The 20,060-nt window shown below is 69.3% G+C and carries 18 protein-coding genes; 6 read left to right on the top strand and 12 right to left on the bottom strand.

The annotated features are described in order from the left end of the window. The first annotated feature begins 179 nt into the window (after positions 1–179). Together ACZ5BU_RS17940 and ACZ5BU_RS17935 are read left to right on the top strand one after the other, a co-directional pair. A complete protein-coding gene (locus ACZ5BU_RS17940) occupies positions 180–2,942 on the top strand; it encodes an AAA family ATPase (RefSeq protein ID WP_465700176.1) in 2,763 nt (920 codons plus the stop codon). Further along, positions 2,943–3,173 (top strand): SCO4848 family membrane protein, encoded by a 231-nt coding sequence (locus ACZ5BU_RS17935; protein WP_465700174.1) that lies wholly within the window; start codon positions 2,943–2,945, stop codon positions 3,171–3,173. Here ACZ5BU_RS17935 and ACZ5BU_RS17930 read toward each other — a convergent pair. Continuing rightward, positions 3,145–3,948 carry a helix-turn-helix domain-containing protein gene (locus ACZ5BU_RS17930; protein WP_465700172.1) on the bottom strand — a complete coding sequence of 268 codons (804 nt, stop codon included), beginning with the start codon at positions 3,946–3,948 and terminating at the stop codon, positions 3,145–3,147. The two genes, ACZ5BU_RS17935 and ACZ5BU_RS17930, sit on opposite strands and share 29 nt — an antisense overlap. Positions 3,949–3,971: 23 nt before the next feature. On the opposite strand from ACZ5BU_RS17930, the gene ACZ5BU_RS17925 reads away from it, so the two are divergent. Beyond that, positions 3,972–4,799 carry a M55 family metallopeptidase gene (locus ACZ5BU_RS17925; protein WP_465700170.1) on the top strand — a complete coding sequence of 276 codons (828 nt, stop codon included), beginning with the start codon at positions 3,972–3,974 and terminating at the stop codon, positions 4,797–4,799. Positions 4,800–4,808: 9 nt separating this feature from the next. On the opposite strand, the gene ACZ5BU_RS17920 is transcribed toward ACZ5BU_RS17925, so the two are convergent. Beyond that, positions 4,809–5,990: a hypothetical protein gene (locus ACZ5BU_RS17920; protein ID WP_465700168.1), complete on the bottom strand. Its 1,182-nt coding sequence runs from the start codon at positions 5,988–5,990 to the stop codon at positions 4,809–4,811. A gap of 127 nt (positions 5,991–6,117) precedes the next feature. Between ACZ5BU_RS17920 and ACZ5BU_RS17915 the strand changes: the two genes are divergently transcribed. Further along, positions 6,118–6,540: a DUF2000 family protein gene (locus ACZ5BU_RS17915; RefSeq protein ID WP_465700166.1), complete on the top strand. Its 423-nt coding sequence runs from the start codon at positions 6,118–6,120 to the stop codon at positions 6,538–6,540. Here the strand turns inward: ACZ5BU_RS17915 and ACZ5BU_RS17910 are convergent. The 4 genes from ACZ5BU_RS17910 to ACZ5BU_RS17895 are packed head-to-tail and all read right to left on the bottom strand — an operon-like array spanning position 6,515 to position 10,171. After that, positions 6,515–7,762, bottom strand: coding sequence for an NAD(P)/FAD-dependent oxidoreductase (locus tag ACZ5BU_RS17910; RefSeq protein WP_465700164.1), 1,248 nt, complete (start codon positions 7,760–7,762; stop codon positions 6,515–6,517). The genes ACZ5BU_RS17915 and ACZ5BU_RS17910 overlap by 26 nt on opposite strands. A gap of 3 nt (positions 7,763–7,765) precedes the next feature. Then, positions 7,766–8,533 carry an amino acid ABC transporter ATP-binding protein gene (locus tag ACZ5BU_RS17905; RefSeq protein WP_465700162.1) on the bottom strand — a complete coding sequence of 256 codons (768 nt, stop codon included), beginning with the start codon at positions 8,531–8,533 and terminating at the stop codon, positions 7,766–7,768. After that, positions 8,530–9,246: an amino acid ABC transporter permease gene (locus ACZ5BU_RS17900; protein WP_465700160.1), complete on the bottom strand. Its 717-nt coding sequence runs from the start codon at positions 9,244–9,246 to the stop codon at positions 8,530–8,532. The genes ACZ5BU_RS17905 and ACZ5BU_RS17900 overlap by 4 nt, the downstream gene beginning before the upstream one ends. A 10-nt stretch (positions 9,247–9,256) precedes the next feature. Continuing rightward, on the bottom strand, positions 9,257–10,171 hold the full coding sequence (locus ACZ5BU_RS17895) for a substrate-binding periplasmic protein (protein WP_465700158.1): 915 nt from the start codon (positions 10,169–10,171) through the stop codon (positions 9,257–9,259). Between the two features lie 124 nt (positions 10,172–10,295). Here ACZ5BU_RS17895 and ACZ5BU_RS17890 point away from each other — a divergent pair, with 124 nt between their 5' ends. Then, positions 10,296–11,447 carry a CdaR family transcriptional regulator gene (locus ACZ5BU_RS17890; RefSeq protein ID WP_465700156.1) on the top strand — a complete coding sequence of 384 codons (1,152 nt, stop codon included), beginning with the start codon at positions 10,296–10,298 and terminating at the stop codon, positions 11,445–11,447. On the opposite strand, the gene ACZ5BU_RS17885 is transcribed toward ACZ5BU_RS17890, so the two are convergent. The 5 genes from ACZ5BU_RS17885 to sdhC all read right to left on the bottom strand — a co-directional run bounded on the left by ACZ5BU_RS17885 (position 11,444) and on the right by sdhC (position 15,947). Then, positions 11,444–12,556: a hypothetical protein gene (locus ACZ5BU_RS17885; protein WP_465700154.1), complete on the bottom strand. Its 1,113-nt coding sequence runs from the start codon at positions 12,554–12,556 to the stop codon at positions 11,444–11,446. The two genes, ACZ5BU_RS17890 and ACZ5BU_RS17885, sit on opposite strands and share 4 nt — an antisense overlap. A gap of 130 nt (positions 12,557–12,686) precedes the next feature. Then, positions 12,687–13,391 carry a succinate dehydrogenase iron-sulfur subunit gene (locus tag ACZ5BU_RS17880; protein ID WP_465700152.1) on the bottom strand — a complete coding sequence of 235 codons (705 nt, stop codon included), beginning with the start codon at positions 13,389–13,391 and terminating at the stop codon, positions 12,687–12,689. Further along, on the bottom strand, positions 13,391–15,133 hold the full coding sequence (gene sdhA, locus ACZ5BU_RS17875; protein WP_465700150.1) for a succinate dehydrogenase flavoprotein subunit: 1,743 nt from the start codon (positions 15,131–15,133) through the stop codon (positions 13,391–13,393). The genes ACZ5BU_RS17880 and sdhA overlap by 1 nt, the downstream gene beginning before the upstream one ends. 12 nt (positions 15,134–15,145) lie before the next feature. Continuing rightward, the gene (locus ACZ5BU_RS17870) at positions 15,146–15,568 is read right to left on the bottom strand and encodes a succinate dehydrogenase hydrophobic membrane anchor subunit (RefSeq protein WP_465700148.1); all 423 of its coding nucleotides are present in this window, start codon (positions 15,566–15,568) and stop codon (positions 15,146–15,148) included. Between the two features lies 1 nt (position 15,569). Further along, the gene (gene sdhC / locus ACZ5BU_RS17865; RefSeq protein ID WP_465700147.1) at positions 15,570–15,947 is read right to left on the bottom strand and encodes a succinate dehydrogenase, cytochrome b556 subunit; all 378 of its coding nucleotides are present in this window, start codon (positions 15,945–15,947) and stop codon (positions 15,570–15,572) included. Between the two features lie 187 nt (positions 15,948–16,134). Between sdhC and ACZ5BU_RS17860 the strand changes: the two genes are divergently transcribed. Continuing rightward, a complete protein-coding gene (locus ACZ5BU_RS17860) occupies positions 16,135–16,968 on the top strand; it encodes an MBL fold metallo-hydrolase (RefSeq protein ID WP_465700145.1) in 834 nt (277 codons plus the stop codon). Positions 16,969–17,011: 43 nt separating this feature from the next. Here the strand turns inward: ACZ5BU_RS17860 and ACZ5BU_RS17855 are convergent, their stop codons facing one another. Further along, positions 17,012–20,032 carry a choice-of-anchor D domain-containing protein gene (locus tag ACZ5BU_RS17855; RefSeq protein WP_465700143.1) on the bottom strand — a complete coding sequence of 1,007 codons (3,021 nt, stop codon included), beginning with the start codon at positions 20,030–20,032 and terminating at the stop codon, positions 17,012–17,014. Positions 20,033–20,060 lie beyond the last annotated feature (28 nt).

The raw sequence follows: 20,060 nt of genomic DNA, 5'->3' as shown, positions 1-20,060 counted from the left end.
GCTCACTTACCGTGCCGGGGCGCAGGCGTGCCCCGGCACGGCTGTGCCGTCCTGAGTGCTCGGAACCGTGCAGTAATGAGTGTCAGGATGGTGGCCAGCACATTTCCTCATGTGACACTCGCCGTGTCGGGATCCCCTGAACTGTGACAATGGGCGAAGGTAATCCTTCGAGGAGTTGGATGACAGACGACGAGCTGGTCGGGCGGGCAGGACTGGTCGAGCGCGCAACAAAGCAGCTCGAGACCAGCGGAAGTGTGCTGCTCTACGGTCCGACCGGTATCGGGAAGTCTGCGCTCGGCCGGGCCCTGGTCGCGGACCGTGGCCGGAAGGGCTGCCGCATCCTCAGCGCGGCGCCGTCCAACTCCGAGGCCGGTCTGCCGTACGTCACGCTCCTCGACCTGCTCTCCAGCCAGCTCGAGTTCGCCTGGCAGGTGCTGCCCGACCATCTCCGGCAGCCGCTCGAGGTCGCGCTGCTGAAGGCCAGCGCCCCGGACACGGTCCGTGACGAGCTCGCAGTACGTCTCGCCGTCCTGCACGTCCTCCGCCGCCTCGCCACCACGGGGCCGGTGCTGATCGTGGTCGACGACATCCAGTGGGTCGACCCGTCCAGCCTCGAAGTGCTCACGTTCTGTGCTCGCCGGCTGTCCGAGGGCGTGCACTTGCTCGCGACCGAACAGGTGGCCGACGGCGACCTCCCGATGATGGCCGACGCCTGCCCCGAGCCGGTCCTGCAGCTCGAGGTGCCGCCGCTGACCGAGCCCGACGTCCTCGGCCTGCTCCGCCAGCGCCTGTCCAGCCCGTTGCCGGTCCGGACGGCGCGGCGCATCTTCGCGGCCAGCGCAGGCAACCCGTTCATGGCGCTGGAGCTCGGGCGCGCCGTTCTGCGGCATCCGAAGAGCGTCTCGCCCAACGACCCGCTCCCGGTCTCCAGCCGCCTGAAGACCTTGCTCTGCGAGCGTCTCGCCGACACCTCGACCAGTACGCACGAGCTGCTCCTGCACGTCGCCTCGTCGCCGCGTCCGACGACGACCCAGTTGGCCCGGTCGTTGGACCGTCCCATCGACGCCGACCTGGCCGAGGCCGAGGAACTCGGCCTGATCGACATCTCGGCGGAGCGTCTCCGCTTCAGCCACCCGCTGGTGCGTGAGTTCGTGTACGCCGAGGCGACGTCGGCGGACCGCCGACGCGCCCACGCGAAGCTCGCCGCCGTCGTCGACGAGCCGGTCGAGAACGCGACCCATCGCGCACTGGCCACCCAGGCGGCCGACGTACAGCTGGCGGCCGCGATCGAGGAGGCCGCCACGGTGGCCGCCGGACGCGGTGCGCCCGGTGCCGCCGCGACGCTGTGGCGGCTGAGCGCCGAGCGGACCCCGCTCACGGAGCCCGACCAGCGGGCCCGCCGCCTGACCCGGGCCGCCGACGACGCGGCGGCCGCCGGTCACCTGGCCGAGTCCGCCGACATGGCGCAGCTTGCCGCGCAGGTCGCGACGAAGCCCGAGACCAAGGTGCCGGCGCTGCTGCTGTGCGCCGACGCCGTCTGGCCGGAGCGGGACCGCCGGGTGGAGCTGCTGGCTGAAGCGTTCGCGGCCGCCGTGGGCAACCCGGCGCTCGAGGCGCGGGTACGGATCGAGCGCAGCAACAGCCACTATTTCGACCGCAGTCTCGACGACGCGCAGGAGGACGCCCGGATCGCGGAGCAGCTGGCCCGCGAGGCCGGCGACACCGAGGCGGTCGTCGATGCGTTGAGCGCGGCGAGTTCGGTACTGATCTCCCGCGACGCCGGCGAGTCCGCGGACGCCGTACTGCAACAGGCCGCCGAGCTCGCGCAGGGCCTGCCGCTCACCCGGACGACCGTGAACGCGCGGCAGATGGCCGCGATGCAGGAGCTGTTCCGCGGCCGCACCGCCGAGGCGATCACGGCGATCAACGCGCTCGCCGACGAGGTCCGTGAGCACGGTGCGATGCGCTGGCTGGCGTCCGTACTGATCTCCGCGACGGCGATCCACGAGCGCAGCGGTCGCGGCGCCGAGGCGCTGGCTGCCGGGCGCGAGTGCTACCAGCTGATGCAGGACATCGGCGAGGAGTCCGAGGTCGGCCTGGTGGTCGCCAGCCGGGCCGAGTGGGTCGGCGGTTCGGCGGCGGCGGCGCGGCAGCTCGCGGACGCCGCGCTGGAAGGCGTCCGCCTGGTCGGGAACGACGAGTGGACCGGCCCGGCGCTGGCCGCGGTCGGCATGATCGGCGTACTGAGCGGCGACCCGCAGCGGGCGGTCGAGGCGTTCGACGCGATCGCGGAATCCGGTGAGGCGGCGATGCCGTTCGATCCGGCGGTGATCCCGTGGCACGCGGACTACGCGGAAGCCCTGGTCGCGGCCGGCCGGCTGGACGACGCGGCCGCGCTGATCGCCGAGATCCGTACCCGCGCCGAGAACCTGGACCGCGGGGTGGTCAAGCTCGGCCTGGACCGCGCCGAGGCGCTGCTGATCGCCAAGCAGGGTGACCCGGCCGCGGCGCTGGAGCTGCTGGACAAGTCGATCGGTACGGCGGGGGACCGGATCTACCCGCTCGACCTCGCGCGCGGCGAGCTGACCCGCGGCCGGATCGCGCGCCAGGCCCGCCGCCGTTCGGTCGCCCGGACCGCGTTCCTGGACGCGATCGAGCAGTTCGAGTCGTACGGCGCACCCGCCTGGCGGGAGGTCGCGGAGACCGAGCTGGCGCGTCTCGACGTACCGAGCCGGAGCCGGCAGCCGTCGGAGCTGACCGACAACGAGCAGCAGATCGTCTCGATGGTCCGCGACGGCTCCACCAACCGCGAGATCGCCGCCGCGCTGTACCTGTCGGTGAAGGCGGTCGAGTCGCAGCTGACCCGCCTGTACCGCCGCTTCGGCGTCGCGAACCGGACCCAGCTGCTCCGGATGGTGGACCGGCCTGGTCACAATGGCTAGGTGAAGCTCGAACGGAAACATGCCATTGTCCTGCTGGCCATCGCTGCCTGGAACGTGGTCACGTACGCCCGGTTCATCAAGGCGCTGATGGACACCGAGGGCCGGCCGACCGGGTACTACGTGGCGCACACGATCCTGATCATCGTGAACTTCCTCATCGCCGCGCTGCTCGGTACGTGGGGTGTCCGTGCGTACAAGGCGGCTAAGACGCCACAAAGCTCCTCGGTGTGACCCCGAGCACCTTCTTGAAGTGCCGGTTGAGGTGGGACTGGTCGTAGAACCCGGCCAACGTCGCCACCTCTGCCGCCGGCCGCCCGTCCAGCAGGTACCGCCGCGCGAGATCGACCCGCCGCCCGGTCAGATACCGGTGCGGCGGCATCCCGAACTCCCGGCTGAACGCCCGGACGAGGTGAACTGGATGCGCATGCACGACCTTCGCCGCATCTTCCAGGCTCATCCCGTCGGCAACGTGTGCATCGAGAAGGTCCCGCAGCTGACCGGCCACGCCGGCATCCCGCACGGCGCCTGACTGCTCACCCGGCGCCCCGACCTGTCGCGTGAGGTGCTGCCCGAGCCGCTCCTCGATGAACAGCAGACGGCTCTGGGCCTCCAGGTCCTCCCGGCCGTCACGGAGTACGCGATGTAGCTGGTGGATCCGGTGCCGCAGCAGCGGGTCGACGTACTCAGGCTGATCCACCGCGGCGCCGATGAGGCTTTCCGAGAGCCGATCCGGCGCCAGGTACAACACCCGCTTGCGAAAACCTCCAGGCCTGGCTGACCGCCCGTCGTGCGGCACATGCGGCGGCAACAACGACACCTGCGCCTGCGCCAGCCCGTGCTCATGCCGATCCAGGTCGTACCGTACGGCCCCCTCGTCCACGATCAGCACGGTCCACGCATCGTGCGTGTGACTCGGATACGCATGCGTCGGGAAATGCGCGTGCAGCACCTCGACGACTCCGGTCACGCCGGGCCGCCAGGCCCGGACCTCGGCGCCGCTGCTCATGGTCAGAACATACGCTCTGGGGTGTGAAGGTCTATGTGAGTGCGGACATGGAAGGTGTTACCGGGGTCGTCGACGCGGAGGACGTGCAGCCGCCGGGCCGCGATTACGAGCGCGCCCGGGTGCTGATGACGGAGGACGTGAACGCCGCCGTCCGCGGTGCGTTCGCCGCCGGCGCCACCGAGGTACTGGTGAACGACGCGCACGGCCCGATGCGGAACCTGCTGCCCGACCTCCTCGACCCGCGCGCCGGCCTGATCAAGGGCCGCCCGAAGCCGATGGGCATGATCGAGGGCTTGACCCCGGAGTACGACGCGGTGCTCTGCGTCGGGTACCACGCCCGCGCCGGCGTGCTCGGCGTACTGAGTCACAGCTTCATGGGCCACGAGATCGAGGACATCTGGCTCGACGACCAGGTCACCGGCGAGATCGGCCTGTTCCACGCGACGGCCGCGGCGTACGGCGTACCACTCGCACTCCTCACCGGAGACGACACCGCCTGCGACGAGATGAAGGCCTGGGACCCCACCGTCGCCACAGTCCCCGTCAAGTTCGCCAAGGACCGCTTCGCCGCCCAACTGGTCCCGGTAGCCGAGGCCCGCGACTCCATCGAAACCACAACAACCGAAGCCCTCGCCAACCTCACCCCACCCACACCACCCCTAGCCCCCCGAACCCTCACGGTCCGCTGGCAATCCGCCTCAGTAGCCTCCCACCTAACCGCCATCCCCGGCGTCACCCGCCCCGACGACCGCACCGTAACCGTCGAAGCCGACATGCTCCAGCTCTACCGAATCTTCAACCTGTTCCTCAAGGTCTGCACAGCAGTCACCTCGAACCCGCCGTACTGCTGAGGCAGCCTGCTACTTCTCGATCTTGCGATCCGGTTTGGCGGCGGGCTGATGCCCGGTCGCGGTCGGCGCGGCGTCGGGCCGCGTCGCCTTGGTCAGCGGCGCCTGCGCGGCGAGAACAGCCTGCGGTGAGAGACCGCCCGGTGGGTCGTCCTGGGCCTTGGCCGGTTCCGCCTTCGGCGGCAGTGCGGGGCCGCGTTCGGTGCGCGTGCCGCCGAGTTCTGCCCTGAACTCGGCGAGGCCGTCGACGATGCCGGCGACGTTGTCCACCGCGCCTCGGCCGGCGGTGGTGCCGCGCTCCTCGGCGGTCCGCGCGGAGCCCGGCGTGAACTGGCGTAGTGACCTGAGCGGGTCGAGGTGCTCGCCGGCACTCTCGCGCAGCTGCTGGTCGAGGCTGGACCAGACAAGCATGCGGGTGTCAGACACCGGATGGACGGGCACATCCGCGAGGGCCTCGCCGTGACGGCTGGTGGCCAGCTGCTGGAAGGAGTGCCACCAGCGGCCGTCCTTTCCGGTGGTCACCAGGTCGTTGAACACGTCCTCGCGGTCCTGTTCGGTGAGCTCGCTCAAGCGGTCGACGACTGCCCTGGCAGCCGCGGCAGCCGGCATCGACTGTGCCCGGAGCCGGCCGGACGTCTCGCGCAGCGGCCCACGCAGGACCTCACGCAGCTGATCGGCGGTCGTACCGGCCGTGGCGGCGACCTCGGGAGCCAGTTCGCTGTCTGCGAGCACCCGTTGCGCGATCTCGACCGTGCGAACCTTTGCCAGGGCCGAGTCGAGCATGCCGTCGTCCGGGCCCAGGTGCTCGGCCAGAGGCTTGGTGGGCCGGATCCGCATCTCGTGCTCGGACGACGTACCGGGATGGAAGTGCAACGGACCCGCCTGGCGGACGGCCTCGTAGATCACGTTGTACGCCGCGTCGCGCGCGTCCTCCGCTGCCCGGCCGGACAACTCGGTGCGCGGAGTCGCTGTGGATGCGCGCACGAGGGCGTCCAGGACGTCACGACTCAGTCCGATGCTGCCGTCGAGGTCGGCCGAGCTGCGCCGCCGATCGCGCGAGCCGAGCTCCCGGATCTCGCCGTTCCAGCGATTGGTGCCGGTGGCGTCGAGCCGGCGGTAGACGGACTCGACGAGGCCACGGGCCACGCGGTACTCGGGCGAGTACTTGGACAGCCAGCCGTCGCGTCCGGGCATCACGCTCCTCCTTGTCGCCGACCGGTTCGAAGATAACTGCCGACGGGTTCTTCACGGGCTCACGCGACCGCTGGGGAGGTTCAGAACGTACAAGACTGCTGCCGGTGCCGGGGGTGAGGATCGGGGTGTGGATGAGCCGATCAAGTTCGATACGAAGATCGCCGTACTGCTGCGGGACGATCTGGCGGTGTGGCAGCGGTTGAACGTGACCGCGTTTCTGGTCAGCGGGATCGCCGGGACGCACCCGGAGGTTGTGGGGGAGCCGTACGAGGACGCGGACGACGTGCGGTACCTGCCGATGTTCCGGCAGCCGGTGATGGTGTTCGAGGGGTCCAAGGAGTTCATGGCGACCGCGCACGAACGTGCCCTCGCCCGCGGCATCGAGCACTCGGTGTTCACCCAGGAGTTGTTTGCCACCGGCAACGACCACGACAACCGCGCCGCGGTGAAGGCGGTCCCGACCGCCCAACTCGACCTGGTCGGTATCGCCTTCTACGGCCCCAAGAACGCGGTCGACAAGACTCTCAAGGGCGCCACCAAGCACCACTGAGCAGGTAGCGCTCGGGCGCGAACGGCCGCAGCTCGGGTGAGCGTACGTCGTCCAGGACCAGCGGTACGACGTGCCGCGCGGTGCCAGGTGCCAGCGTCAGGCCGAGCATGCCGTGGCCGGTGGCGACGTACAGGCCGGGGTGTCCGGGGATCGCGCCGATCAGCGGCAGGCTGTCCGGGGTCGCGGGCCGCATGCCGGCGAACGTCGCGGTCGACGGTCCCGGCCGCCAGTCCGCGAAGTACGGCGTGGTGCGGTCGAGGATCGTGGCGAGCCGGCGTTCGGTGATCGGCCCGCCCGGGCGGCCGAGGTCGAGCCGGGCCGCGACCCGGACGCCGTCCGCGAACGGGGTGACCGCGATACTCGGTTCGACCAGCTTCACCGCCACCCGTGGCGCGCGCCCGGTGCCCGGTGTGGTGATGCTGTAACCGGTTGCCGCCAGCAACGGAATGCGTACACCGAGGACGGCCAGCAGCTCGGTCGTCCACGCACCTGCCGCGACGAGCAGCCGGTCCGCGCCGAATCGTCCGGCGCTGGTCTCGACGTCCCAGCCCGGCCGCAGCCGGCTGGCGGTCGCGTTGACCAGTCGTCCTCCGGCCGCGGCGAGCTGCTCCCGCAATGCACGCAGTACCTGCTCGGGCCGGACCTGCACCTCGTCGAGCGCATGCACGGCGCCGGACACCGCCGGACCCAACGCAGGTTCGCGCGATCGGGCAGCCGCGCCGTCGAGGATGTCGTACCCGCCCTTGTAACCGGCCGCCGTTGTCGCCTCGGCCAGGTGGGCGACCTCGTCCAGCCCGGCCTGCGTGATCGCGGTCATCAGCAGCCCGGTCTGCCGCAGTTCCAGATCGGCCGGGTCCTGCAGCCGCGCGAAGTCGTCGACGCACCCGGCTCCCAGATCCAGTACGGCGCGGAGCCCGGCGGCGTACCGCTCGGCCGAACCACTGCGAACGAATCCGACGATCCACCGCAGCAACGTCGACGTCAGCCGTGGCGCGACGCTGAACGGTGCCTCCCGGTGCAGCGCCTGCCGGGCGGAGTGCAGCAGTACGCCGGGACCGGACAACGGTGCCGACAACGCCGGAACCACCCAGCCGGCGGCCGCGGGCGAAGCGAACCCGGCCTGGGGGCCGGCGTCCAGCACGGTGACGTCGGCCCCCGCCTCCGCCAGCCCGACCGCCGACCACAGACCGATCACGCCGCCGCCGATCACGATGACGCGCATCCGCTACTGCCCCGCCGCGTAGGAGGCAAGGAACGTCCGGGTCCGCAGCTCCTGCGGCTTGCCCAGTACGTCGGCAGGCGCGCCCTGCTCGACGATCCGCCCGCCGTCGACGAACACCACCCAGTCCGCCACCTCGCGTGCGAACGGCAGCTCGTGGGTGACCAGCACCATCGTCATCCCGTCCTCGGCCAGCTCACGCATGACCCGCAGTACCTCGGCCGTCGACTCGGGGTCGAGCGACGACGTCGGCTCGTCGAACAGCAGTACGGACGGCTTCAACGCCAGCGCCCGCGCGATCGCGACCCGTTGCTGCTCGCCGCCGGACATCTGCTCCGGGTACGCGAGCGCCCGGTGCCCGAGCCCGACCCGCCGGAGCAGCGCAACCGCCTTCTCCAGCGCGTCCTTCTCCGATACGCCGGCAAGCAACTGCGCGAGCATGACGTTCTCGACAGCGGTCAGATGCGGAAACAGGTTGAACTTCTGGAACACCATCCCCACCGACTGCCGCAACCGAGCGAGGTCCCGGCACTGCACCGACGTACCGCTGAAGATCGCCTCGCCGGCCACCTCCAGCAGACCCTGGTCCGGCTGCTCCAGCAGATTGAGACAGCGCAGCAACGTGGTCTTGCCGCCGCCGCTCTGGCCGATGATCGCGACGATCTTCCGGTGCCGCACGGTCAGGCTCACGCCGTCGAGCACCAGCCGGCCGTCGAACGACTTGCTCAGGTTCTCGATCCTGACCACGACATCGTTCAGCGCGGTGACGCTCATGCCGGCGCTCCGTCCAGCAGGGCACGCGCGGCCTTCAACCGGCGGCGGCGCTTCGGGGTCAGCGGGACACCCGCGCGGATCTTCCGCTCCAGCCAGAGCAGACCCTGGGACAGCGGGTAGCAGAGTACGAAGTAGATCGCCGCGATCACCAGGTACACCTCCAGCGCGCGGAACGTCGCGGACGTGATCAACCGGCCCTCGGACATCAGCTCCGCCGCCGAGATCGTGACCAGCAGCGACGTCGACTTGAGCAGGTCGACGAGCATCGTGTTCGTCCCCGGCAACGCGGACCGCAACGCCTGCGGGAAGACGACGTACGCGAACGTGCTGACCTTCCCGAGCCCGAGCGCCTCGGACGCCTCCTGCTGCCCGCCGTGTACTCCCGAAATCGCGGCCCGGAAGATCTCCGACAGGTAGGCCGCGTAGAACACGATCAGGCTCACGCAGCCGGCACTGAACACGTCGAGTCGCACGCCGACGGAGGCGAGTCCGAAGTACGTCACGAAGATGATCGCGAGCAACGGGATGTTCTTGAACACCTCGGTGTAGATCGCGGCCGGGACTCGCAGCGCGCGGTGCCGGCTGACCCGGAGCAGGGCCAGCGCGAGACCGAGTACGGCGGCGCCGGCGAAGCTCGCGATCGTGTACAGGACGGTGCGTTCCAGACCGTCCAGCAGTGCGGGGGCGTAGTCACCCCAGGGGACTTGGAACATCACGTCCTCCTCAGATGCTCGGCGGTTGCCAGTCGGCCGGACGGTCGACGCCTTGCCGGGTCTTGGCGATCTGTGGGGCGGGCTTCAGGAACTGGTTCGGGTCGCCGCCGTACTTCTGGATCAGCTTGGTCAGGTCGCCATTCTGGTACATCGCGCGGATCTGCTCCGAGATCGCCTTCTCCAACGCGGTGGCCTGCTTCGGCAGGTAGAACGCGGTCATGTACGACTGGAAGTACTGGTAGGCCGGATGCACCTTCAGGTCGGCGGCCGACGGCGGGGTCAGGTACTGCGTCTCGACCTTGAGCTCCGGGCGCTCCTTCTGCGCGGCGAGGACCAGCAGCGGGTCGAGGAAGCCGACGTTGATCCGGCCCGCGCCGAGGTCGTCGAAGACGCCGTTGCCGTCCGGGTACGCGTGCAGCTTCGCGCCCGGGACGGCCTGGATCGACTTCACCCAGACGTAGCCCTCGACGGTGCCGAGGTCCTTGCCCTGCAGGTCCTGCACGGTCTGGTAGTGCTCGCCCTGGCGAACCGCCATCGCCGGCGGGGAGTAGTACGGCGGATCCGTGAACAGGCCGGCTTTCTGGCGTTCCGCGGTCCAGGCGACGCCGCCGATGGTGATGTCGACGCGGCGCGACTGGACGCTCGCGAGCATCCCGGCGAAGTCGGTCACCTCCGGCTTCACCTTCAGCCCGAGCTTGCCGGCGACCTCGTTCAGGATGTCGGCGTCCAGGCCCTGCAGCTTGTTGCCGACCATCGAGGTGTACGGGGCGTACGGCTCGATCGCGACCTTGAGGACGCCCGGCTCGATCGTGCCGAGCGCGCCCGCCGCGTCGGACACAGGTGCTTTGGTACCGCCGCAGGCGGTCAACGAACCGCCGGCGAGCGCGACAGTGGCGAACAACGCGGCGATGAATCTTCTCGACATGATGTGCCTTTCCGGTGGCCTCACCCCGTTTTCCCAGGCTAGGGACGGGGAACGGTGCAGTCATTGGACGAGTTGTCCATGATTCGTTCACGTTTGGTGCGTCTCGTCGTACGCTTCGTCCAAGATGCTTTCCGGTCCGTTGGCGCAGCAGATCGCCCGGGACACCTCCGAGGTGATCGGGTACAACGTGCTGATCACCGACGACCGCGGGATCGTGATCGGGAGCGGGGATCCGGCGCGGGTCGGGTCGTTCCACGAGGCCTCGGTCGAGGTGCTGGCGTCGCAGGAGGCCGCTTGGCACACGGCCGCGGAGGCGGCGCGACTGCGCGGGGTGAAGCCGGGGATGACGTTGCCGATCGTGATCGACGGCGAGGCGGTCGGGACGGTGGGGATCACGGGGTCGCCGCGGCAGGTGCGGAGGTTCGGTCTCGTCGTACGGCGCCAGACGGAGATCCTGCTGCAGGAGTCGGTCGAGCTCCGCTCACGGTTGCTGCGGGAACGTGCTCTCGAGGAGCTGGTCCGGGACATCGGCTCGTTCGACGCCGACGTGGTGGATCCGGCCTTTCTGGCGGCCCGGGCGAAGGAGCTCGGCTTCGACCTGACGGTCCCGCGGACGGTGCTGATCGTCGAGGTCGACGAGCCGCTGGAACCGACGAACGTCGTAGCCGTACGCCCAGAGCTCATCCGCACCTTGAGGCAAACGTTCGGCCCGCAAGACCTCGTGGCGGCGATGACCGCGGGACGCTTCGCGGTGCTCCCCGCGCTGCGGCGCACGAGCCGGGGACAGGGCAGGAGTCGCCGGGAGCTCGGGGAGCTGGCGGTGCGGGCTGTTGGTGATGGGCATGGGTTTGAAGCGCGGGTCGGGGTTGGTGGGATTGCTTCGGGGATTGTTGGGTTGGGGGAGGCTTATGCGGATGCGGTCGACGCACTACGGCTCGGGAAGGAGTGTGTGCCCGGCGGAGCGGCGTACCTGATCGACGAGTTGCGGAGTCACCAGGTGCTGGCGGTGGTGGGGCCTCGGGCTCGCGGTCGGTTGGTGAACCTGGTGGCGGGAGAGCTGACGCAGCACTCGGACTGGCCAGAGCTGCGCGACACCCTGATCGCCTGGTGCGAGTCAGGCTTCAATCTCGTACGTACGGCCGACGCGCTGCACATCCACCGGAACACGCTCATCTACCGCCTGGAGAAGGTCGAGCGCCTGACCGGCCGGCCATGGCGCGACCACCGCGCCACGCTCACCCTCTACCTCGCGTGCCTGGCGTCCCAACTCAACTAACGCGGGGCGAACTTCGACCAGGTGTTGCCCTGGTCGGTGCTCAGGACCACCTCGGTGGTGCGTCGGCGGGGGATCTCGAAGCCGTACATCAGGTGTTCGTCGCCCTGGAGCTCGCCGAGGTCGCCGGGGTAGCCGCCGTACAGCTTCGCGTCGCCGTCCTGGATCCGGTAGAGCCGCGGCCGGGTGCCGGCCGGCCCGCCGAGCATCAGTGCCGTACCGTCGTCGAGCGCCAGCGGGGCCGTGTTCAGGCTCGCCGGCGGGTGCTGCACGGTCTTCCAGTTGGCGCCGCGGTCGGTGGAGATCTCCATCTTCGCCACGGCCTGCCCGGTGTCGGTGACGGTGACCTGCGTGGTCACCAGCGTCTTGCCGTCGGAGCTGACCGCGAGCCGGCCGAGCTGGTTGCGGGCGTCGAGCGACCGCGCGCCCCACGTCCTCCCGCCGTCGTCGGTCCAGACGATGTCGGTACGGCCGATCCCGCTCAGCATCCAGCACCGCCCGGTCCCGTCGCACACAGGCGACCTGGTACCGCGCCCCTGGAGCATCCGGACCGTCGACTCCTCCGGGTCCACCACCACGATCCGCCCCGGCACGATCTGGTCGGTGAGCACCTCGCCCTTGCCGAACGTCGTGGTCGGCAGCCGGTACCGGAGCTTCGTCAGCAGCGGCCCGTCGTACGTCAGCCGGTACATCATCGTCGCGCCGCCCTCGAGCGTGCCCTCCGGCGGCGGGGCGATCGCGATCGCCTCCGAGCCGGACTGCAGCGTCGCGTACGGGACCGGCCACTCCGGTGAGGTCGCGCGGGCGCCGTCACGGTCGACCACGGCGGCGTACTTGCAGGTCGGCCCGCTGGTGCAGTCCGACCAGCCGGCCGCCCAGCGGTTCCGGGTGACCATCGTGATCGACAGCACCTGCGCGCGCTTCGACGTCACCACGGTCGTGCCGGGTGCGCCGGCCGCGGCCGGGGCGATCACCAGCGGTTTGTCGGCGGCAGCCTCCGGCGCGGACAGGTGCAGTACGGCGAGCACGATCGACGTCAGCGCCGCGACCACCCCGACGACCAGGAACGGCGGCATGCTCCGGGGGAGCCCGCAGCGCTCCAGCAGCTCCACCAGGCGACGGTAGAAGCGGTCGGGCAATTCGCGCAGGCGTGGCTCCACTGTCACCCCCCAAGGGCAGAGATCTCCCCCGCAAGGCAGGGTCAGGTCGGCGGGAGAATCTTACAGTGACGCAGGAGCAGGCTCACACCCGGCGGAAAATGAGCGCTCGTTTGACTTCCTGGATCGCCTTGGTGACCTCGATGCCGCGCGGGCAGGCGTCGGTGCAGTTGAAGGTGGTCCGGCAGCGCCAGACGCCTTCCTTGTCGTTCAGGATCTCGAGCCGCTGCTCGGTGCCCTCGTCACGGCTGTCGAAGATGAACCGGTGCGCGCCGACGATCGCTTGCGGTCCGAAGTACTGCCCGTCGGACCAGAACACCGGGCAGGACGTCGTACACGCCGCGCACAGGATGCACTTGGTGGTGTCGTCGAAGCGGTCCCGGTCGGCCTGCGACTGGATCCGCTCCCGGGTCGGCTCGTGACCGCTGGTGACCAGGAACGGCATCACCGAGCGGTACGCCTCGAAGAACGGGTCCATGTCGACGACCAGGTCCTTGAGCACCGTGAGCCCCTTGATCGGCTCGACGGTGATCTCCTTGTCCGGGTTCAGGTCCTTGATCAGCGTCTTGCAGGCGAGCCGGTTCCGGCCGTTGATCCGCATCGCGTCCGAGCCGCAGACGCCGTGCGCGCAGGACCGCCGGAACGTCAGCGTGCCGTCCTGCTCCCACTTGATCTTGTGCAGCGCGTCCAGCACCCGGTCGGTCGGCTGCAGGGTGACGGTGTACGTCTTCCACTCGGCCTCGTCGACGACCTCGGGGTTGTACCGGAGGATCTTGACCTTGACGTCCATCAGTACTTGCGCTCCATCGGCTTGTAGCGGGTCTGGACGACCGGTTTGTAGTCGAGCCGGATCGTCTCGTTGCCCTCGGCATCGACCTCGCGGTACGCCATCGTGTGCCGCATGAAGTTCACGTCGTCGCGCTTGTCGTAGTCCTCGCGGAAGTGCCCGCCGCGGGACTCCTTGCGAGCCAGCGCGCCGACGACCAGCACCTCGGCCAGGTCGATCAGGAAGCCGAGCTCGACGGCCTCGAGCAGATCGGTGTTGAACCGCTTGCCCTTGTCCTGGACGGCGACGTTCGCGTACCGGGCCTTGAGCGCCTCGATGTCGACCAGCGCTTGCTTGAGCGAGCCCTCGGTGCGGTACACCTGCGCGTTCAGGTCCATCGTGGCCTGCAGGTCGGACCGGATCGCGGCGATCCGCTCCTCACCGGTCGAGTTCCGCAGCCCCTCGACCAGGTCGACGACGTACTTCTCCGGCTCGGACGGCAGCTCCTCGAAGGACGCGGTCTCGGCGTACTCCGCCGCCGCGATCCCCGCCCGGCGGCCGAACACGTTGATGTCGAGCAGCGAGTTCGTACCGAGCCGGTTCGCACCGTGCACGGACACGCAGGCGACCTCGCCGGCGGCGTACAGGCCTGGGATCACGTCCTCGTTGTTGGCCAGCGCCTCACCGCGAATGTTGGTCGGGATGCCGCCCATCGCGTAGTGCGCGGTCGGGAACACCGGGATCTGCTCGGTGTACGGCTCCACGCCCAGGTACGTCCGCGCGAACTCGGTGATGTCCGGCAGCTTCGCGTCGATGTGCGCGGGCTCCAGGTGGGTCAGGTCGAGCATCACGTACGCGCCGTCCGGACCACAGCCGCGGCCCTCGCGGACCTCGTTCGCCATCGCGCGGGCGACCATGTCCCGCGGCGCCAGGTCCTTGACGGTCGGCGCGTACCGCTCCATGAAGCGCTCGTTGTCCTTGTTCCGCAGGATGCCGCCCTCACCACGGGCCGCCTCCGACAGCAGTACGCCGAGCCCCGCCAGGCCGGTCGGGTGGAACTGGAAGAACTCCATGTCCTCCAGCGGCAGGCCCTTGCGCCAGACGATGCCCATGCCGTCGCCGGTGAGCGTGTGCGCGTTGGACGTCGTACGGAAGACCTTGCCGAACCCGCCGGACGCGAAGATCACGGACTTCGCGGAGAACACGTGCAGCTCGCCGGTGGCCAGTTCGTACGCGACGACGCCGCTCGCCTTGCCGTCGGTCATCAGCAGGTCGAGAACGTAGTACTCGTTGAAGAACTCGACGTTCTGCTTGATGCACTGCTGGTACAGCGTCTGCAGGATCATGTGACCGGTACGGTCGGCCGCGAAGCAGGACCGGCGTACGACGGCCTCACCGTGGTTGCGGGTGTGCCCACCGAAGAACCGCTGGTCGATCTTGCCCTCGGCGGTCCGGTTGAACGGCAGGCCCATCTTCTCCAGGTCGAGGACCGCGTCGACGGCCTCCTTGCACATCACCTCGGCCGCGTCCTGGTCGACCAGGAAGTCACCACCCTTGACGGTGTCGAAGGTGTGCCACTCCCAGTTGTCCTCCTCGACGTTCGCCAGCGCGGCGCACATGCCGCCCTGCGCCGCACCGGTGTGCGATCGAGTCGGATAGAGCTTCGTGAGTACGGCGGTCCGGGTGCGCTTGCTGGACTCGAGAGCCGCGCGCATTCCCGCGCCGCCCGCGCCGACGATGATTACGTCGTACTGATGGACCTGCATGACGTCCTTTACTTATTTGCAGACCGTCAACGTGGAGTTGGGGTCGAGGCAGGGGTCGAAGGTGAAGATCACCAGGGTGCCGAGCACCACGACCACGATCGCGGCGGTGATCAGCAGGGCCTTGAGCCAGAACCGGGTCTGGTCCTTCTCGGCGTAGTCGTTGACGATCGTGCGCAGGCCGTTCGTACCGTGCAGCATCGCCAGCCACAGCATCAGCAGGTCCCAGACCTGCCAGAGCGGGTTGGCCCACTTGCCGGCCACGAAGCCGAAGTCCAGCGCGGTGATCCCGCCGCCGAGCATCAGGTTCACGAACAGGTGCCCGAGGACGAGGATCACCAGGGCGAGCCCGGACAGCCGCATGAACAGCCAGCTGTAGAGCTCGAAGTTGGTCCGGCCGAGACGGTTACTGCTCCGCGGTGCTGCGATATCGGTCATCTCAGCCTCCGAAGACGTGCGAGAGGTGACGGATCACGAACGGTACGAACAGCACCACCCAGAGCACCAGCACGCCGATCATCAGCTGCCGCTGGTAGCGCGGTCCCTTGGCCCAGAAGTCCACCAGGATCAGCCGGATGCCGTTGAACGCGTGGAACAGGATCGCGGCCACCAGGCCGACTTCCATCAGACCGACGACCGGGTTCTTGTAGGTGCCGATGACCTCGTTGTAGGCGTGCGGCGAGACCCGGACCAGCGCGGTGTCCAGTACGTGCACCAGCAGGAAGAAGAAGATCCCGACACCGGTGATCCGGTGCGCGACCCATGACCACATACCCTCCCGGCCGCGGTAGAGCGTGCCGGCTGGTTTGCTGGGCAAACCGTCCTCCGATCGGACCCGAGAACCTGGCGAAATCCAGGACGGTTCGATGCTAGTCCCGGCTCAGCGGCCGAAATGTCCTGCCCGGTGTGAGATCCGTCGCGTCGGTGGCCCAGCTCGCCGGCCGCCGAGTGGCCCTCGACGGACGGCTTGACTTCAACTTGACTTGAGTTCGTTGACTTCGGACATGACTGATGAGGGGAACACCACGGTGAGTTTCTGGATCTGTGCGACCTGTGCCGTCGAGCACTCGGAGCAGGTCGAGGTGTGCGCGATCTGCCAGGACGAGCGGCAGTGGGTGCCGGCCGACGGGCAGCAGTGGACCACGCTCGAAGAGCTGGCCGGTACCGAGGTCACCATCGACGAGGTGGAGCCCGGGCTGTACGGCATCCGCTCGAAGCCGCCGATCGGGATCGGGCAGCAGTCGATGCTGTTGACAACGACCGAGGGCAACCTGCTCTGGGACCCGATCGGCTACCTGGACGACGACGCGGTCCGGCGGGTCCGCGAACTCGGGGAGCTGGTCGCGATCATCGCCAGCCACCCGCACATGTACGGCGTCCAGGTCGAGTGGAGCCACCGGCTGGGCAATGTTCCTGTGTACGTCGCTGAGGCCGACAAGGAGTGGGTTGCCCGGCAGGACCCGGTGATCCGCACCTGGTCCGGCCAACTCACTCCGCTACCCGGCGTGACCGTCCTGCAACCCGGCGGTCACTTCCCCGGCAGCGCGGTGGTGCACTGGGCGAACGGTGCCGACGGCAAGGGTGTGATCCTCTCCGGCGACACCATCTTCGCCAACCCGGACCGCACGTCGGTGAGCTTCATGCGCAGCTACCCGAACCGCATCCCACTCTCCGGCGCCGTCGTCGACCGGGTGGCCCGCTCCCTCGACCCGTTCGAGTACGACCGCCTCTACAACAACTTCGGCTCCTCGATCCCGGTCGACGCCAAGGCCGTAGTACGCCGCTCCGCCGACCGCCACGCCGCCTGGGTCCGCGGCGACTACGACCACCTGACCTGACGCCTGCCCGGACCGCCTCACTGCGAGGCGGTCCGGCGCGGGGTCAGCTGTGGCCGACTGCCAGACCGTCGATCTGGACGAGCCTGCCGCTGGTCGCACTGACGAGCTTGAGCGTGCCGCTGAAGAGCGTGCTCTGGACCGGAAGGCCGAGCACGACCTGCTTGTGGGTCGTCGGGTAGGCAAGGTTCACCGTCGTCAGGTACCTGTTCCCCGCGTACACCGCGACGGAGCCGCAGGTCGGGCAGCGGGTCGCGATCAGGAAGAACCGCTTGCCCTGCACAACCTTCGTCAACGACTTGCCGTACGCCGTGGTCTGCGTCGTCGTCCCGTAGTAGAACGTCGACCCGGTCGCCCGCGTCCACCCGGCGGAGGCCAGCGACAACGACCGATCGTCCAACGGCCGGGAGAAGCACCGCTCCGTACTCCACTGGCCGGTGTTCCCGAGCTTGTCCTTCGCCCGCACCGAGACGCAGTACTCGTACCCGGCGGCGACGGCGAGATTCATCGAGGTCGCGGCCGTGTTCGTCCACGGCTGCACGAAGGCGCCGTACGGCCCGGCGGATGTGGCTCGGCGGTACTGCACGTCGTACGAAGCGACACCGTTGGCATCCGTGGCCGACACCGTCAGGGTCGCGGTCGCGGCCACCGAGGACTGGTACGCCGGCGTCACCATGCGCGCCACCGGCCCCGTCGCGTCGACCTTGATGTTCCGATAGGCCGAAGCGGCGGTCCCATTCGCTCCGCTCGCGGTGACGACGACCTGGTAGTCCCCGGACCGCAGTTCCTTCGCCGTGAAGGGCGAGGTGCACGCCTCGGACGGGCGGAACGATCCCTTCACCTCGCAGCGGAACGTGGTCCCGGCCGGGAAGGCTGAACCGTCGAACGGGATGGAGATGTCCGGCCCCAGCACCGCCGGTGTCGGCTTGATCGTCAGGCCGAGCCGTTGCCAGGTCACGTCGGCCCGAGTCGCCACACTGGCCAGCTCGCTGTACACGTACAGGCCGCCGTCGAGGGCGATGCCGAGCTGGTAGACGCGGCCGGCGGCCGTCAGCGCCAGGATCCGGTCGCCCGACAAGCTGATCGCATGTACGTCCGAGTCGAGCGTCGGGGTCGCTCGCTGCGTGTCGCCGGCGATTCGCACGGTCGACCCGTCGCCGTAGGCGACCCACTGGCCGTCAGCGGAGACTTGAACCGGCCGGTCGGCAGGCACGTCGGCTTGCCCCGGCCAGGTGCTGACTCGGGCGCCGCCGGGCGCAGCCTCGATCGTGGCGAGCCGGCTCGGACTGAGCCGGTGGTCGGACACGACCAAAGTGCGGGCGTCCGGCATCCAGCTCGGGCTCGACAGCTGGCAGCCGACCTTCGTCGGCGTCCCGCCGGTGGCCGCGATCACGTACACGCACGGGCTGTCGTTCTCGGGTGCCTGAAACGCGATCCGGGTGCCGTCAGGTGACCAGGACGGGCGGGTGATCGGCGCCGCGGAACTCCAGAGTTTGACCGGTACGCCGATCTCGCCCGGGGCGACCTTCTGCGTCCACAGCGTTCGCTCGGTCGTGTTCGTGACGTAGACGAGCGCCTGGCCGTCCGGCGAGCTGGCGACGGCGTCCTTCGGCTTGACCGAGTTCGGATCCGCCGGGAACGGGACGACGTACCCGAACTCTTCTGCGGCCGCCAGATCCCGGCTGTCCGGGTCGCCCTCCGTCACCACGATCTGCGCGTCGGCCCGCGGGACAGCCAGACGCGTACTGGCTGGTCCCTCGCCGACCTCGTTGACGACCGAGACGGCGTACTCGGTCCCGGGCTTGGTGGTGGACACGGGAACGACGAAGTCGCCCGTCGTCTTCTCCGGGAACCACTCGGTTGTCTCCGTGCCGTTCAGGTAGCGATGCAGGTTGTAGCCGAGGACCGCGACGCCACCTGCGGTCTGCAGCGACCGCCAGCTCACGGTGTGTCCGTTGTACGTCGCACGTACGGCCACGTTCTGCGCCGTGGCGACGTCGACGCCGTAACCGGTCAGCGAGACGATGTGTCGCCCCAAGGCCGTCGAGTCCGTGATCGTCAGGGTCGTCGACTTCGGGCCGGGCGTCTGGGGCATGAACCGTACGTTCACCGTGCACGAGGCGGCCGGCGCCAGGGTCTGCGGGCAGTCGTGCGGAGCGTTCGGGTCCTGCCGCCATTCGATCTGTTCGTTTGCCACCGTCACACCGCGGATCTCGACCGGATCTGTGCCGGTGTTCTTGACGGCGAACGCGGCGGAGGCGGCCACGTTGTACCGGACCTTGCCGTAGTCGTACGTCTCTGGCGCCACGGAGAGCGCTTGGTAACCGGCGGCGCTGTGGTAGCGCAGCTCGACGGCGTTGACGGCGGCCGCGCCCGCGCAGTCGGTGACACGCAGGCTCGCTGCGAGGGTGTCCAGCTCGAGGGCGGCGGTGTAGGCCACCGACTGGACGGACAGGTATCCGCTGGCGCTGCAGCTGCGGTCGCCCTGAGTGAGCTCGAGCTCCGACGGCGTCAACGAGTAGTTGCCCGGACCGGTGATGAAGGCCGGCAGCCGGACCTTCACAGTGCCCGCCGACAGGGTGCGAGACCCGTCCGCCGGGGTCGAGGCGGTGACTGCTGCGGACGTCTCGTCGTCCAGCCAGGTCGTGCCGGGGTCGGCGTCCAGCGCCAGTACGTTGGTGTCGCCCACGGCTGGTGCCTGCGTGGCGCGGGTGGCTGTGATCGCGGCGCTGGTGGCGGATTCGCTGCCGTTCGTGGCGACCACGCGGTAGGAGGCCGTATCGCCGATCCCGAGGTCGTCGTCGACCCAGCTGACGGACGAGGCGCTCAAGGGGCCGCTGACCTGGGACCAGTCGGCGTCGGACAGCTTGCGCTCGATCTGGTAGCTGGTCGCGTCGACAGCATTCCAGGTGATGCCGACGGCTTGGCGGGTCGGGAAGGCCTGGGCGGTCGGCGCCGCGACGTCGGCGGCACCGAACGCGGCGTGGGCGATGAAAGGGATGGTGACGGCTGCGACGGCAGTCGCCAGGGCAGCACGGAGCAGGGCGGGTTTTCGGGCGCGGCGCATCGAATCTCCAGGGCAGGGGACCTCCGGC

The sequence above is a fragment of the Kribbella sp. NPDC031520 genome (genome assembly GCF_055580825.1).
This window is presented reverse-complemented; position numbering and strand designations above follow the sequence as displayed.

Coding starts and splice junctions, on each gene's coding strand:
- ACZ5BU_RS17940 (WP_465700176.1), top strand. CDS start 180: ATGACAGACGACGAGCTGGTCGGGCGGGCAGGACTGGTCGAGCGCGCA.
- sdhA (WP_465700150.1), bottom strand. CDS start 15,133: ATGCAGGTCCATCAGTACGACGTAATCATCGTCGGCGCGGGCGGCGCG.
- ACZ5BU_RS17860 (WP_465700145.1), top strand. CDS start 16,135: ATGACTGATGAGGGGAACACCACGGTGAGTTTCTGGATCTGTGCGACC.
- ACZ5BU_RS17905 (WP_465700162.1), bottom strand. CDS start 8,533: ATGAGCGTCACCGCGCTGAACGATGTCGTGGTCAGGATCGAGAACCTG.
- ACZ5BU_RS17870 (WP_465700148.1), bottom strand. CDS start 15,568: ATGACCGATATCGCAGCACCGCGGAGCAGTAACCGTCTCGGCCGGACC.
- ACZ5BU_RS17855 (WP_465700143.1), bottom strand. CDS start 20,032: ATGCGCCGCGCCCGAAAACCCGCCCTGCTCCGTGCTGCCCTGGCGACT.
- ACZ5BU_RS17880 (WP_465700152.1), bottom strand. CDS start 13,391: ATGGACGTCAAGGTCAAGATCCTCCGGTACAACCCCGAGGTCGTCGAC.
- ACZ5BU_RS17920 (WP_465700168.1), bottom strand. CDS start 5,990: ATGCCCGGACGCGACGGCTGGCTGTCCAAGTACTCGCCCGAGTACCGC.
- ACZ5BU_RS17930 (WP_465700172.1), bottom strand. CDS start 3,948: ATGAGCAGCGGCGCCGAGGTCCGGGCCTGGCGGCCCGGCGTGACCGGA.
- ACZ5BU_RS17910 (WP_465700164.1), bottom strand. CDS start 7,762: ATGCGCGTCATCGTGATCGGCGGCGGCGTGATCGGTCTGTGGTCGGCG.
- ACZ5BU_RS17890 (WP_465700156.1), top strand. CDS start 10,296: ATGCTTTCCGGTCCGTTGGCGCAGCAGATCGCCCGGGACACCTCCGAG.
- ACZ5BU_RS17895 (WP_465700158.1), bottom strand. CDS start 10,171: ATGTCGAGAAGATTCATCGCCGCGTTGTTCGCCACTGTCGCGCTCGCC.
- ACZ5BU_RS17900 (WP_465700160.1), bottom strand. CDS start 9,246: ATGTTCCAAGTCCCCTGGGGTGACTACGCCCCCGCACTGCTGGACGGT.